The sequence below is a fragment of the Carnobacterium iners genome (assembly GCF_900177385.1).
GTDB lineage: Bacteria > Bacillota > Bacilli > Lactobacillales > Carnobacteriaceae > Carnobacterium_A > Carnobacterium_A iners.
Genome location: NZ_FXBJ01000002.1, coordinates 783427 through 796672, shown reverse-complemented (window position 1 = coordinate 796672; position 13246 = coordinate 783427). Strand labels below are relative to the sequence as shown.

The 13246-nt window shown below is 33.5% G+C and carries 10 protein-coding genes and 3 pseudogenes; 3 read left to right on the top strand and 10 right to left on the bottom strand.

Features of this window, described 5'->3' with window-relative positions; genetic code table 11:
• Nucleotides 1–110 precede the first annotated feature (110 nt).
• The 3 genes and pseudogenes from B9Y54_RS04070 to B9Y54_RS04060 form a co-directional block, all read right to left on the bottom strand.
• Nucleotides 111–2573, bottom strand: a complete 2463-nt coding sequence (locus B9Y54_RS04070) for a heavy metal translocating P-type ATPase (RefSeq protein WP_085559080.1) — start codon at nt 2571–2573, stop codon at nt 111–113.
• 17 nt (nt 2574–2590) lie between these two features.
• Nucleotides 2591–3037: a CopY/TcrY family copper transport repressor gene (locus B9Y54_RS04065; RefSeq protein ID WP_085559079.1), complete on the bottom strand. Its 447-nt coding sequence runs from the start codon at nt 3035–3037 to the stop codon at nt 2591–2593.
• Between the two features lie 371 nt (nt 3038–3408).
• Nucleotides 3409–4503, bottom strand: a pseudogene (locus B9Y54_RS04060) (IS4 family transposase).
• 612 nt (nt 4504–5115) lie between these two features.
• Here B9Y54_RS04060 and B9Y54_RS04050 point away from each other — a divergent pair.
• Nucleotides 5116–6090 (top strand): alpha/beta fold hydrolase, encoded by a 975-nt coding sequence (locus tag B9Y54_RS04050; RefSeq protein ID WP_159446049.1) that lies wholly within the window; start codon nt 5116–5118, stop codon nt 6088–6090.
• On the opposite strand, the gene B9Y54_RS04045 is transcribed toward B9Y54_RS04050, so the two are convergent.
• The 5 genes and pseudogenes from B9Y54_RS04045 to B9Y54_RS12910 form a co-directional block, all read right to left on the bottom strand.
• Nucleotides 6087–6503 carry a DUF3991 domain-containing protein gene (locus tag B9Y54_RS04045; protein WP_085559076.1) on the bottom strand — a complete coding sequence of 139 codons (417 nt, stop codon included), beginning with the start codon at nt 6501–6503 and terminating at the stop codon, nt 6087–6089. The genes B9Y54_RS04050 and B9Y54_RS04045 overlap by 4 nt on opposite strands.
• 19 nt (nt 6504–6522) lie before the next feature.
• A complete protein-coding gene (locus tag B9Y54_RS04040; RefSeq protein ID WP_085559075.1) occupies nt 6523–6729 on the bottom strand; it encodes a hypothetical protein in 207 nt (68 codons plus the stop codon).
• A 58-nt stretch (nt 6730–6787) separates the two neighbouring features.
• Nucleotides 6788–7084: a hypothetical protein gene (locus B9Y54_RS04035; protein WP_085559074.1), complete on the bottom strand. Its 297-nt coding sequence runs from the start codon at nt 7082–7084 to the stop codon at nt 6788–6790.
• A gap of 515 nt (nt 7085–7599) precedes the next feature.
• A pseudogene (locus B9Y54_RS12915) lies at nt 7600–7988 on the bottom strand (ATP-binding protein).
• Nucleotides 7989–8056: 68 nt separating this feature from the next.
• Complete coding sequence (locus B9Y54_RS12910) at nt 8057–8356, bottom strand: ATP-binding protein (protein ID WP_256205824.1); 300 nt, start codon at nt 8354–8356, stop codon at nt 8057–8059.
• A 382-nt stretch (nt 8357–8738) separates the two neighbouring features.
• Between B9Y54_RS12910 and B9Y54_RS04025 the strand changes: the two genes are divergently transcribed.
• Nucleotides 8739–9413: a serine/threonine protein kinase gene (locus B9Y54_RS04025; RefSeq protein ID WP_085560500.1), complete on the top strand. Its 675-nt coding sequence runs from the start codon at nt 8739–8741 to the stop codon at nt 9411–9413.
• 678 nt (nt 9414–10091) lie between these two features.
• On the opposite strand, the pseudogene B9Y54_RS04015 reads toward B9Y54_RS04025, so the two are convergent.
• Nucleotides 10092–10646 (bottom strand): annotated as a pseudogene (locus B9Y54_RS04015) (tyrosine-type recombinase/integrase).
• 1337 nt (nt 10647–11983) lie between these two features.
• Between B9Y54_RS04015 and B9Y54_RS12290 the strand changes: the two are divergent.
• Nucleotides 11984–12391 carry a hypothetical protein gene (locus tag B9Y54_RS12290; RefSeq protein ID WP_085559072.1) on the top strand — a complete coding sequence of 136 codons (408 nt, stop codon included), beginning with the start codon at nt 11984–11986 and terminating at the stop codon, nt 12389–12391.
• A 177-nt stretch (nt 12392–12568) separates the two neighbouring features.
• Here the strand turns inward: B9Y54_RS12290 and B9Y54_RS04005 are convergent, their stop codons facing one another.
• Nucleotides 12569–13231 (bottom strand): anti sigma factor C-terminal domain-containing protein, encoded by a 663-nt coding sequence (locus B9Y54_RS04005; protein WP_200805353.1) that lies wholly within the window; start codon nt 13229–13231, stop codon nt 12569–12571.
• Between the last annotated feature and the right edge of the window lie 15 nt (nt 13232–13246).

Below are 13246 nucleotides of genomic sequence, written 5' to 3'. Positions count from 1 at the left end.
CTTGAAAACTATGAATCTCATTGTCTTTCTATACTAGGCTATTTTATAGCTAGAATTAAAATCTATAAATTAGATGAACACCTTATTACTAATTACTCTTATTTCATCTTCTATTTTATATTAGATGGTTTAAATCTCTTCAAGCGTAATGCATTTAATAACACCGATACTGAACTAAAGCTCATTGCAGCCGCTGCAATGACTGGGCTTAATAAAGGTCCACCAAATATATATAGCAGCCCCATTGCTACTGGAATGCCCAAAATATTGTAAGCAAATGCCCAGAATAGATTTTCTCTAATATTTTTAATTGTTTCCTTACTTAATTCCACAGCTGTTGGAACATCCATTAAGTCACTTCTCATCAAAACAATATCAGCTGATTCCATTGCCACATCTGTTCCAGAACCGATAGCGATACCAATGTCTGCTTGTGCTAATGCTGGCGCGTCATTGATACCATCTCCGACCATGGCAACTTTTTTACCCTCAGCCTGAAGTTTTTTCACTTCATTCCCTTTGTCTTCTGGCAATACTTCACTCAGCACTCGATCAATACCAACTTGTTTAGCAATCGCTTCTGCAGTGCGTTTGTTATCTCCTGTAATCATAGCTACTTCAATACCCATTCGGTGTAGCTTTTCAATGGCTTTTAAACTATTTTTTTTAACGGTATCTGCAACAGCAATAATCCCAGCAATTTTCCCATCTTTTGAAATATACATCGGAGTTTTACCTTGACTAGCCAGTTCATCTGAAGATTTGGCTAGATTTCCCAACGAAATTTGTCTTTCATCCATTAACTTCTTATTTCCAAGCAATAAATGTTGTCCATCAATACTCACTTCAATACCAAGTCCAGGAATAGCATTAAATGATTCTGTCTTTCTCAATTCTAGATTTCTTTCTTTAGCTCCATTAACAATCGCTTCACCAAGTGGATGCTCCGAACCTTTTTCAGCGGAAGCAGCTAGAATTAAGAGGTTTGTTTCAGAAAAACCATTCACAGTTAGAATATCAGTCACTTTAGGCTTACCTTCAGTGATAGTCCCTGTCTTATCAAACACAATTGTCTTAATTTTATGAGTCGTTTCTAAAGCTCCTCCACTCTTGATTAAGACTCCGTTTTCCGCTCCTTTTCCTGTACCTACCATGATAGCCGTAGGTGTCGCCAAGCCCAACGCACAAGGACAAGCAATTACAAGGACAGAGATCATGATCGTTAAAGCAAAAATCCATGACTCTTGTCCTAAGAAGAACCAGGCTAAACCAGCAAAAATAGCAAGTACGATAACAATTGGGACAAAAACCCCAGAAATTTTATCTGCTAATTTTGCAATTGGAGCTTTTGACCCTTGAGCATCTTCCACTAACTTGATAATTTGTGATAATGCGGTATCTTTACCAACATTTGTCACTCTATATTGGAAGCTTCCGTTCTTATTAATACTTGCGCCGATAACCTTATCACTAGGATTTTTTTCAACCGGCATACTTTCACCTGTCAACATCGACTCATCAATTGAAGTGCTTCCTTCTAATACGATTCCATCAACAGGTACTTTTTCACCTGGTCGAACAACAACTACATCTCCAACTTGTACTTCATCAATCGCTACTTCTGTTTCTTGGTCTTTTCGTAACACACGAGCTGTTTTTGGCGCTAGGCCCATTAATTTTTTTATAGCTTCTGAGGTTTTGCCTTTTGAAACAGCTTCGAAATAATTTCCTAAAGTAATAAGTGTTAAAATAACGGCTGCAGATTCATAATAAAGGGCCATCGTAAAACTAGTATCCCCTAAATAAATCATATAGGTTCCAAATAAGCTATAAATAAATGCTGCACTGGTACCAAGAGCGATGAGAGAATCCATATTTGGGCGTCCTTTAAATAACGTCTTGAAACCGACTATAAAGAAGCTACGTCCGTAGTACATAACTGGTAGTGTTAACAGTAATTGAGTTAGAGAAAAAACTATTGGGTGTACTAATGGATCAATGATTTCTGGTAAGGATAGACCTAACATATGCCCCATAGCAATGTACAATAAGGGTATCGTAAAGATAGTCGACATTAAGAATCTATGCCAGACATCTTTAATGTGCTGCTGTTTCTTTTCCTGATCTAAATCAACTGATTTAGCAGAATCTATTTCTTCATGTGCTTCATATCCCGCATTAGCAACTGTCTTCGTTATATCTGATACATTCAGTATAGTTGGATTATATTGAACTATCATTTTTTCTGTCGCTAGATTGACAGCTGAAACTTCCATGCCTGGAAGTTTCTGTGTTTCCTTTTCAATAGTTTGTGCACAAGAAGCACACGTCATTCCCTCTATATTAAAAGTTTTTTTCCGTATATTCGATACTGCCTTATATCCTGCACTTGCAACTGATTTTTGAATATCTGATTCTGTTAAAGATAATTCATCAAACTGAACAGTCATTTTTTCCGTTGCTAGATTAACTGTTACTGCTTTTACACCTGGTAATTTATTTATAGACTTTTCAATAGTTTGTGCGCAGGAAGCACAAGTCATTCCCTCTATACTAAAAGTTTTGTTCTCCACTTTATCTCCCCTTTTTCTTAGTGGTGACGTAAGTTACATTCACATTGTCCGGTTACACATTTACACGGAACCTCATCTAGTGCTTTTATTTCTTTTTGTTCTAATAATGTTCTTAACATTTCAATATCAGATTTACTTAATATAGTATCAACTATCATGTTACTAATAAGCTGTCCCCTATGTTTAGTACAAACTCGGGTGAGAACATCATCAGTATAGAATTCCATACTATTTTCTTCAGTTACTAAAGCTGAGTAAATAAATTTATTCCCTTCTTTTTTTGTCATCAATGCTTTTTTATCAACCAATCGACCAATTAGCGTTTTGATAGTGGTCGCTTTCCACTGCTTTTTATTTTCAAGGACTTTAATAATTTCTCTACTAGTAACCGTTCCACTAGCCCAAGCTACACGCATAATTTCCCATTCTGCTTCTGTAATTTTAATTGGAGTCGCTGTTTTCATTATATATTCTCCTTTTTTTAAGTTTACAAACGTAATCGTTCGTTGTAATTTAAGTTTACACTTGTAACCTTTTTTTGTCAAGTAGCTCATTCTTTTAATACGAACCTACTTAGGTAGTTGTTTCTGAACATTTCTTCTCAAAAATCTTTTTATCTATTGTCATTCTAATAGGATTAAAGTGCTATTTTTATCACTAGTGTTGCATAAAAATAAATTGATTGACCTCATTTCTTGTTTTTCTAGAAAAAGGCAAAAAAAGGGAGTGCTTTCGCAAAAGATGACTATTTCCAGAAAATTTTGTTTATTCAACTGTTTCCATTGCCAACCGACACCCTTTCTTTAAGGATCTAAGTCGGTATCAAAAGGCTAAATCATTCTTCTGCTGGTTGAAATAACAGATAACGAAAAAATCGTTTGATTTGGAAAACAGACTGGTTACTTTTTGTTTTTAACTTAATCAAACAAGTTAACAAACTGGCAATCATTGCTAAAATCAACTGATTGACAACCCCTTTTTCACTTTTCGAAAAAAACTTTTTAATCGTCATATGTTGTTTAATATGCTTGAAGAACAACTCTATTTGCCAACTCTATTTGCCAACGCGCTTTGTACATTTCTGCAATATCAGTAGAGATGCAGTCAAAACGATTGGTAATAAACTGGAGAGTTTTTCCCTTTTTATCTTGAACGGTTACTAAACGAAATCTGGATGTTAGATGGTTCTGAGCACCTAATGCGACCATTTGGTCGCTAGTAACGGAATCACTCTTGGAAGCTACTAATGATTCTAAAACATGGACTTTTGTATTCTTTTTGATTCTTGTTACGAAGAAGTAGCCCTGCCAGTGAATCGTATCTAACCGTTCAAAATCAAGATAACCGCGATCAAACACATAAGTCGCTTCAGGTTGATTAACTAAGACTTCTAACTGATTTGTATCATGCTCGACGGCGTTAGTCAGTGTAAATTCATCTTTGTAAAAATGGTCATTATCCATAAAACAAAGTTTTAAGTGAAGCTTAACTCCTGATTTTGTTTTACGAAAATCAGCCCATTTATAAAGATTTTGATTAAGTGAAAATGTCGAAGAATCAATTAGGTAGAGACTATTTCGTTTTGTTACGGGCTTTTTATTTTTAGCCTGACTGACCAGCTGACTAAAAACGGCTAAAAGAATCTCTGAATCTATTTTTGAGAGAGTTCTAGAGAGCTGGGAATAACTAATACTAGTCATACCCATTTCTTTTTGGAGTTCTTTCGAAACAAAAGCCGCATCCATCTCCCTAAGACTTTCTTTTTCGTCATTGATCCCATGAAGAAAAAATTGAAGAGCTTGAGAGAAACTAAGTTTCTTATGGTATTTATCAAAGTCACTAATTTTTTTTGAATAGGGCTTGGTAAAAGATTTAGCTTAATTGAAGAAAACCATTTATTAAAAGCAGAATTTGTTTTATACTTATCCATGTATTGGGTCCTTTTTATTGGTCTTGGATGAGTCATCTGAGTTCAGTATAAAGGACTTTTTTGTCTATTGGAATAATATGAATGAATTTGTGAAACATTATATGTTTCATGCAACACTAGTGATGTTTTATATTTTATATTTTAATTGAAATTTCAGCATAATATAAATAGAACTCAGGTTTAAATAATCGTTTTATAGTCTATTAGGAGGTCTTCAAGAATGATCAGTCATGCAGCTAAAAGAAAAATTCAAAAATTTAGTCTGGTAATCTTTTTCTTATATAGTTTCGCTATTTTTCTCAGCTCAGGTGGAGAATCAAGTTTATTTTCTATTTTTTTTATGTCTCTCTATGCTGGATTAGTTGTATCCCTAATCTCATATTTTTTGTTGAGTATAATTGTCTATATCGCTGTTTTTATTAACAGTTGGCTTAATCATGAAGAAAAGAAAAACTAGTTCTCTATCATTCTAGACTCTTCTTATGTTAAATACTCTAAATGATTTGGAGTATGATATATTTAAGAAGGGCCATTAGATGATGCTAGACAACTTACATCAGAGTTATTAAGATAAAATTGCTACTATTTTGAGAGCACATGAGGAGGATAATAATGAACAAATGGATTAAGAGAATTCTTCTATTTATATTAATTATTTTTGTATCAATAAGTATTTTGCCTTATTTATTTACTGTTAAAACGTCTGGTCCAACAAATGAAAAGCCTTTTATCGAAAGTAGCTTCCAAAATATAGATACTATCGATCTTCATTATCGTTTTTATTCACCAATAACAGATGAAGCAAAAGGGAAAATAATAATGGTTCATGGTCTTGGAGGATCAACTTTCTCGTGGCGAAATAACGTTCAGCAGTTACAAGATGAAGGTTATCTCGTACTTACGGTAGATTTACCTGGTTTCGGATACAGTGACAAAAGTTTAGGTACAGACCACAGCCAAGAAGCGAGAAGCGAGCTTTTATGGAGTCTATTAGACACTATTGATTTATCTTTAGCCGAAGATACCGGAAAATTAGATTGGACACTTGTAGGACATTCCATGGGTGGTGGGACCGTTTCAGCTATGGCGATGAATCGATCAGAAGACACCGAAAAGCTCGTTTTAGTTTCAGGTGCATTATTTGATAACAACCCTTCAGCTATTCCAAATTTAATTTATTATGCTCCAATTAGAAGAGCAATAGATGTTGTCTATAGTAATGTTATACTGACGAATACGAGAATAGAATCTTTTCTTTCTTCAGCTTATGGTAGAAATCCCTCTAAAAAAGAAGTTGAGGGCTACCTTAATGCGTTAAAATTAAGTGAAACGCCTAGTTTTATTCCAAATTTTCTTAAAACAACTAAAAGCAAGCCTCTTGAAAAACTTGAAAAAAATAAAATCCCTATTCTCTTTCTTACCGGAGAGAACGACACATGGGTTCCTGAAGAACAATATAAAAAACTTAAAGAGCTTATTCCAAGGACTAAAGTAAACGTCATTGAAGGCGCAGCTCATTGTTCAATGGAAACCCACCCTAAAGAATTTAATAGCCTATTGTTAGATTTTATCGAAGAAAAAGACTAGTCATTAAAAAATCGTAAGTCTATTTCACTTTCAAAAATATATAAATTTTCAGCTTTATTTTTAGTGCCAAAAGTAAAGACAAATCCATAATTTAATTCTGAATTAGCACCAATTTTTTTATAATACTTACGTTTACCTGTTTTTTGATCCTTATATTTATAAACTCCGTTTAACGTGTAACCTACTAGCTCCTGATCTTTTAACCAGTTAAAGACAACATTACCTTTATCATCTTGACTAATTAACCCTAAACCAATAAATAAACCAGTTAAGTAAGTACTAATACCTCGTTTAGCTAAGTACCGTTCTATTCTGGAAGTATCTTCGACAGTATTAATAGTATAAATAAAATCTTTCTTTTTTTGGTTTTCAACATTTTTAGTAGCAAAAGTTTCTGCTGAAAGAACTTCCATTGCTTTGTAAAAAGTACAATCAAAGTAAGCTTGTACAAAATGAATAATATTGCTGGCTGTTCCATACAAAATAGTTTGAGTGGGTATTTATAACTAAAGAATCATGTTCGGCTAAACGATAATATTTGTGTCCTGTTCTTATTGCCTCTATTCCTTTAGCTCCACAAAATAAAATTATATCTATCTTTTCTACTTTTTTTATTTCTTCTGGTGTATAGATCTTCATTTTATTATCTCCTTTTCAAAGTCATTATTACTATCTGTTTTTTTCAATCGTAATCAATCTATTTTTTGATTACTTTTTTATAAACAACTGGATTTAGTTCCTTTTCTCCTGTTCGTAAAGGAACTAGAAATACTAATAATTCTTTTAGTAACCTTTTATCCGGAACAGAATCTAAGAAGTTTCCTCTGGTTTTTAAAATTAATACGTCAAAAGAATCAACTAAGGTAAATCTTTCAAAGGGAGAAGCACTTGCAACTAGATTAGCAATACTTTCTAATTTATCTTCTATTTTCCCAACAAGCACTTCATTTTCATATACATTGATATAGTTTATTATTTCTCTTCTTTTTGTCATTTTTAAAATCTTCTTTTCGTTTTGTTAAGCCAGAGTGTTAGCTCAAAAGCTGAATTTTTTCCGTTTTGTTGGCTAGCCTACAATCATGAGGTTAAAAGGAAATCAAGAAATAGGAGTTCTTTTGCGTTAGCAATTAGAACTCCTTTAGACAAAAATTTTTTTTAATACAATAAAATGGAATGCGGAAATAGTTTTTGCGGTTCTTGAATTTCTTTTCTGTTATCGGATAGAAACGCTTGGGACTGCAAGAGGGTTCCCATGCGTTTGTTGCCGAATAACAGCCCGCTATGATGAAGCCCTAATTCAACTTGTTGAATTAGGTAGGGCATTTGGCTTCACAAAATGAAAAAATATCTTTCAATGTCTTAAAAAAATTTTGGAAAAATTTAACAAATTAAAAAGGAAAAAACGACTGACTATTAGAAGTTATTTTTTCTCTTTTAATTACTTAATCTCCCATTGTAACTGTCAACTACAATTGTGCACTTTTTGCTAATTAATTTTGTGCACTTTCATTAATCAAATATTGTTTCTCTATTTTTCATTCGATGGCTTTCTCCATCCATATGGATAACTTCACAGCGATGGAGAATACAATCAAAAATTGCGGTTACGATTCCTTGATCTCCCAGCATCTTACTCCAGTTATCCGGTCCCTTATTGGAGGTTAGGATAATGGAACTTTTTTCGTACAAATCACTGACAAGTTGAAAAAAAAATTCGCCTCATTTGTTTCCGTGGCCATGAACAACATGTCATCGATAATCACTAACTCTGCTTTTTCGATACGTATTAACCGCAGTTCAGACTTTCTCACATAACTTTCTGTTTTTAATAACGAAACTAGTTCAGCCATTGATAAAAAAGAGACTTGTTTACCTTTATGGATTGCTGCTAACTCCAGACCAATAGCGATATGGGTTTTACCTACACCTGGTGGTCCTAAAAAAAAAGATTAAAGGCTTGTTTCAATCAATCGAATTCTTTCAGTTGATTAATTTGGTGATCACTCAGTGCAATATCGCCTAGTGTATTAAAGTCCTCTAGAGACATCTCAAAAGGGAATTGTGCCCAATTGAGATGTTTCCGAGTGATTTTTTCTTCTCTACGCTTTTCTTCATGACTACATAATGCGACAAGTAATTCCTGGTACGTCCAGGAATGCTGCTCAGCTTCTCTTAATAAATGAGGAAGAACATTCGCAGTTTCCGTCATACGGAATTGTTTAAATTGACGTTGAACGTTTCTATAGTCGACAGTTCTTTCAATCAAAAGAAGATCTTATCAAGAAACACCGTCGTTACGCTCCATGTCAAATCGTGTAGCCAAAGTAAATTAGATTTATTTCAATCCATTAATTGTGCAGGACTCTGAATGTGGAACCAATGATTGTGTTTTCTAGATATTTTATAATCACCGAATAATGGGCCTGTTGCCTTTGGGATAATCATATGGTATGTTAGGCGATAGAAAAAAATAGGTGTTCCTTACTCTCTTGATTATGAACAATACACAAGAAAATTTTAACATATCCTACACATGGAGAATCAAGAGAATATGAAGTGAAATTAATGGGATTGTGGGAACCGAAACAACGGGTTTTAGGTTATTAGATTCGTTCGTTTTATTCAAGGTTAATGAAAGGAAAGATTATATGGAAAACGATTGGGATAAAGCAATGGATTCGCTTTCTAAAATGACTGTTTTTTCACATCCAAATAACGATCCTGTAACTATAAGTGGAAGCGCCGATGACCTGAAATGTATAGGTTTGGGGACAGATGCGGCCGTTTTTCAATCGGTAAACATTCCAGGTTTTGCGTTTAAAAAATATGCTGAGGACAAAAAGGCTAAAGTAAAAGTTGAAGCAACTGTTTATGAGATATTAGGAGATTCACCTTTATTTGCAACCTATTTTGCTTCTGATGACGAATGCCTCATTTTAAGCTACGAAGAAGGAAATACTCTCTTTGACTGTCTGCTACTAGGGATTCACATTCCAGCACAAGTTATCAGTGACGTGGAGGATGCAAGAGAATATATTCGTACTAAGGACCTTAACCCACGTGATATCCATTTAAAAAATATTTTACTTCAAAACGGAAGAGCAAAAATACTCGATGTCTCTGAATATATACTGCCAGGTAATGATTTCAGGTGGGAAGATCTAAAAAAAGGATATGAACAATATTATCATTTGATCGATGGAAATCCTGTACCATTTTGGTTAGTGGAAACGATTCGAAAGTGTTATAACCAACGAAATAAATACACTTCTTCATACGAGGAGTTTATAAAACTTATAGTGAAATTTATGTCTAAAAAATAGAAGAACACCCTCCTTCAACCAAAGAATTGCATGAATTTATAGTCAACAAGTTGGTAAGGCTTTCACGTATGTTCTTTGTCTATTTAGATCGTACACTTTTAAGACTATGAAGCTCCGAACTTACTCAAACTACTCTACTTTTTGCATTCACTTCAGGGCGTTAATGACAACCCCAGTAGCCCGAGCAATTAGTTGATCATTACATGTGGCATCTTCTCTATCTTGGCTGGAAAGAATTGCGATAACAATGGGTTCTCTATTTGGTGGCCAAACAACTGCAATGTCATTTTTTAGTTCCATAACTTCTAGCCCCACTTTTATCACCGACCAGCTAGTTTTGAGGTACGCCCGCACGAGTGAGCGTACCTCCTATAGCATTTCCCTATAGCCAATCTGTGAACAGTGTACGCTTATCATCTGGAAGCAAGTCACTTAGCGCAAACGCCCGAATGATAGTGGCAAGAGTTTTCGGTGTACTAGTGTCGCGAGCATCTCCTGGATTGAATCCATTTAAATCGGGTTCATATCGATCCGACTGGGTATCGAGATTTCCTATTAGAAACAATGTATGAACATTTAATTTACAGTATTTCATATGTTAATTAGGAAAAATATAAGAAAAAAACCCGTTCGGAAACTATAAAATAGATTCATTCATTCTCAATGTAACTTAAAAAACTAAAAACCTAGTCTGAAATTCAATAATGTCTCGCTGATCTCGTATTCATTTATCCCAATATAGCGCTTGGTGGTTTTCTCGCTGCTGTGACCGAATATTTCCATGAGGGTGGCCACCTCTTTGGTTTTCTTATAGTGTAATGGTAACCAAACGTATTCCGCAGCGTGTGCGTGCCAATATCATCTCTTCCTAACAGCTTAGCGACCTTTTGAAAAATCTGGTAAACCGTATTGACTTCCAAATGGCCTCCTTTGCTGCTGGGGAATAAATAATCGTTCGGATTTATTTTTTTCGCGTAGTCCTGAATAAGATTCTGAAGGCTCCCTAAATACAGTATGCGTGTTTTCCCCGTCTTTTTTTCCACAAAACGGGGATTTTTTGATGTTAAAATGTCCTGTTTCTTCAATATTAACGATATCCGACATGCGTAATCCGCTATTAATACCGATCAAAAACAGAAACACATCGCGTTCGGCATGCTGATTGGGTCGTAAACAGAATAAAAAGTCGTTTATTTCTTGTTGCATACGTAATAGGTGGACGTTATAGCTCATTTAAAAAGCTCTTTCCTTTCACAAAAATGATACATGATTTTATATAGTATATTGCACAATCATATATTAGAGACCCCTATAAAAAAAGAACCCTATAAAAATAGGATTCCGAATATACGATTTTATGTATTTAAATAATTTAGAAAAAAAGAGATTAATTGTTGTATTAGAACTTTGTTTTTTCATGTGAATCTTCCTTTCAATAGAGATATTATTGTTTATATGGTACTTTTACTATATTATAAAAAATCGTAAAAAATAATGGCATACGATAAGAAATCCAAAAAATGGATAGGTTGCTTTCTGTTCATTTTTTGAATTAGATTGAGTTATATTATTTAAGATAGGTTATAATATAACTATAGGCTTTTAACCTGTTGTACTCTTATTTAGTCTATTCTTTAATTGCAACTAAAGAATGGATAAACGCTATCGATAAAGTAGATTAAGGCTACACTTTTCAAAAACTATTTCTACTAAATAGGAGGCTTTTCATGACCGAATTTTCCCCTACACTTAACGAAATCATTTAATTAAAAGTAAAACCAACAAAAGGAGAACGTCATTTACTTCATACCTTAAAAAACGAATTCGCTCAAGATGGCTCAATCAAAATTCATTTTCAATCCTTATTAAATAGTGATCGACCCGATATATTTATTAAGAAAAAATGCTGGCATACTCATTACTGAAGTGAAAGATTACAATTCACAGCATTATTATATAAACGAAAAAAAACAGTGGTGTTCGCAAAAAATAAAAGCGTTATCTTATCGCCAATCGAACAAGTAAAAAGATACAAAAAAATACGATAAGATTTCATGCCCCTGAGCTATATCGTAGAGAATTGGTTAGACATCAAAATAATTATGGTGTCATACAGTGCTTGGTTTAATTCCATCATTACGCTGAAAAAGACTTAGAAAAGGTTAAAAAGAATCTGGGTATTTACGATACGAATCATCTAACCTTATTCTCAAAAGACAGACTTGAAATTAAGTTACATAATTTGTTGAAGAAATCTTATTTTTATACTGGCTATACTTCTAGTTATTTCACAACAGAAATATACAGACCACTAAAAGATATGCTTCGTCCCTCCTATCACGAACTAAGAATTGGCAAACGAATAAATTATTCTAAGAAACAACTTCAATTATCAGAAAGCAGTCCTTCTAAAAACTTATAAATTCATGGCTTTGCAGTCACCGGTAAAACAGTAGTCCTTGCTAAGCGAGTCGCGAATGGCGAATTCGTCTGTTTTAAAGATGAAAATTAAATTATTTATAAAGACAGTTCTAGATTATTAAATAATCCTTATGTGAGAGAGGTTCAAAATGAAAAAAAATAAAACAATATTTTTTACAAAAATTCTGTTCAGCTTATTCACCTTGGCAACTATCTTTTCGCTTTTTATTGTTTATACAGATAGCGATCATCCTCTTTCTTTTCATTTTCTGACAGGATATGTATGCCTTACGTTCTTTCTCCTGATATACGTTCCATTCATGACTTTTATGAATGCGAGAAAGTATAGCTGGAGTGACCTAAGAAAAAGATTCGTTAAATTTGTAGCCCTATTGCTCTTATTTATTGCCTTAACTTCTCTCTTTGATCTTGTTATTAAATCCTCAAAAGTCGATTTATTAAAAAGTTTTTCCAGCGGTCTAGGTATTGCCTTTAGTCTAACTTTTTTAGATATACTCTTTTCAAAAGAAAAATCCAAAAGGAATAAGTACAACTAATTTTTTTAATGCTTAACTTTATTTTACCTTATCATTTTATCTATCTTGAATTAATCTTACCTGAGATTTTTTATGTATTTAAATCAAACATTTTTTATACTTATCAATGTCTACGCAAATAAAATTATAGCTTTTATCCATCTCATTTTCACCAAAAAAATGCGTTTTGAAAAAATATCAGTGGTTACCAATAAATCCTCCTAGTGAAGAGGATTTAACGATGGGGTTATCTATAAAGGTTGCCACTTCTTCTTTTGTACCGTAAACAACCATTCCTAATATTTCTACATCATTGATATTTTTATCTTTCATCGTTTTGTAAACGCTAGTGTGTTCATCGGAAATACTTGTTTTTAAGAGCCTTAAAAAGTCTTTGTTTTCCTGATCTAGTTCAATACTTGAAAATATAGAAGAGTTTACAGATAGTCCTAGAGCTTCATTTTCTCTAATAAAGGTTGAAGACCAATCATTTTCTTTTGTTTCTTGCTGGAACTGGTTTAATTGGCTATCCGTATAGGTATTTATCCAAAACCAAGTCATTGCAGGAAGTTCATATAAAGGTAATTCACTCTGCTTGTATGGTTTATCAAAAGATAGAGCTACTTCATATATTTTTTCTCCTTCCATCTGATTAATAAGGTCTTTATCTTGCTTGTATTCTTTATAAGAAACAGCTGGATGGAAAAACAATAAATTACGCCAACCATTCTCTTTGTAAGTCATTTGCCAATCTTCACCATTGGTTCCGATACTTCCGCTCATATTTCGTGATATCGAATTAGAGGGACTCAAACCAAATTTATATTGCTTTTGTTCCATCGCTACAGACTTAATTTTCATATCTTTAGACACTTT

Coding starts and splice junctions, on each gene's coding strand:
- B9Y54_RS04065 (WP_085559079.1), bottom strand. CDS start 3,037: ATGAAAACAGCGACTCCAATTAAAATTACAGAAGCAGAATGGGAAATT.
- B9Y54_RS04050 (WP_159446049.1), top strand. CDS start 5,116: ATGAACAAATGGATTAAGAGAATTCTTCTATTTATATTAATTATTTTT.
- B9Y54_RS04045 (WP_085559076.1), bottom strand. CDS start 6,503: ATGGAAGTTCTTTCAGCAGAAACTTTTGCTACTAAAAATGTTGAAAAC.
- B9Y54_RS04040 (WP_085559075.1), bottom strand. CDS start 6,729: ATGAAGATCTATACACCAGAAGAAATAAAAAAAGTAGAAAAGATAGAT.
- B9Y54_RS04035 (WP_085559074.1), bottom strand. CDS start 7,084: ATGACAAAAAGAAGAGAAATAATAAACTATATCAATGTATATGAAAAT.
- B9Y54_RS04025 (WP_085560500.1), top strand. CDS start 8,739: ATGGAAAACGATTGGGATAAAGCAATGGATTCGCTTTCTAAAATGACT.
- B9Y54_RS12290 (WP_085559072.1), top strand. CDS start 11,984: ATGAAAAAAAATAAAACAATATTTTTTACAAAAATTCTGTTCAGCTTA.
- B9Y54_RS04005 (WP_200805353.1), bottom strand. CDS start 13,231: ATGAAAATTAAGTCTGTAGCGATGGAACAAAAGCAATATAAATTTGGT.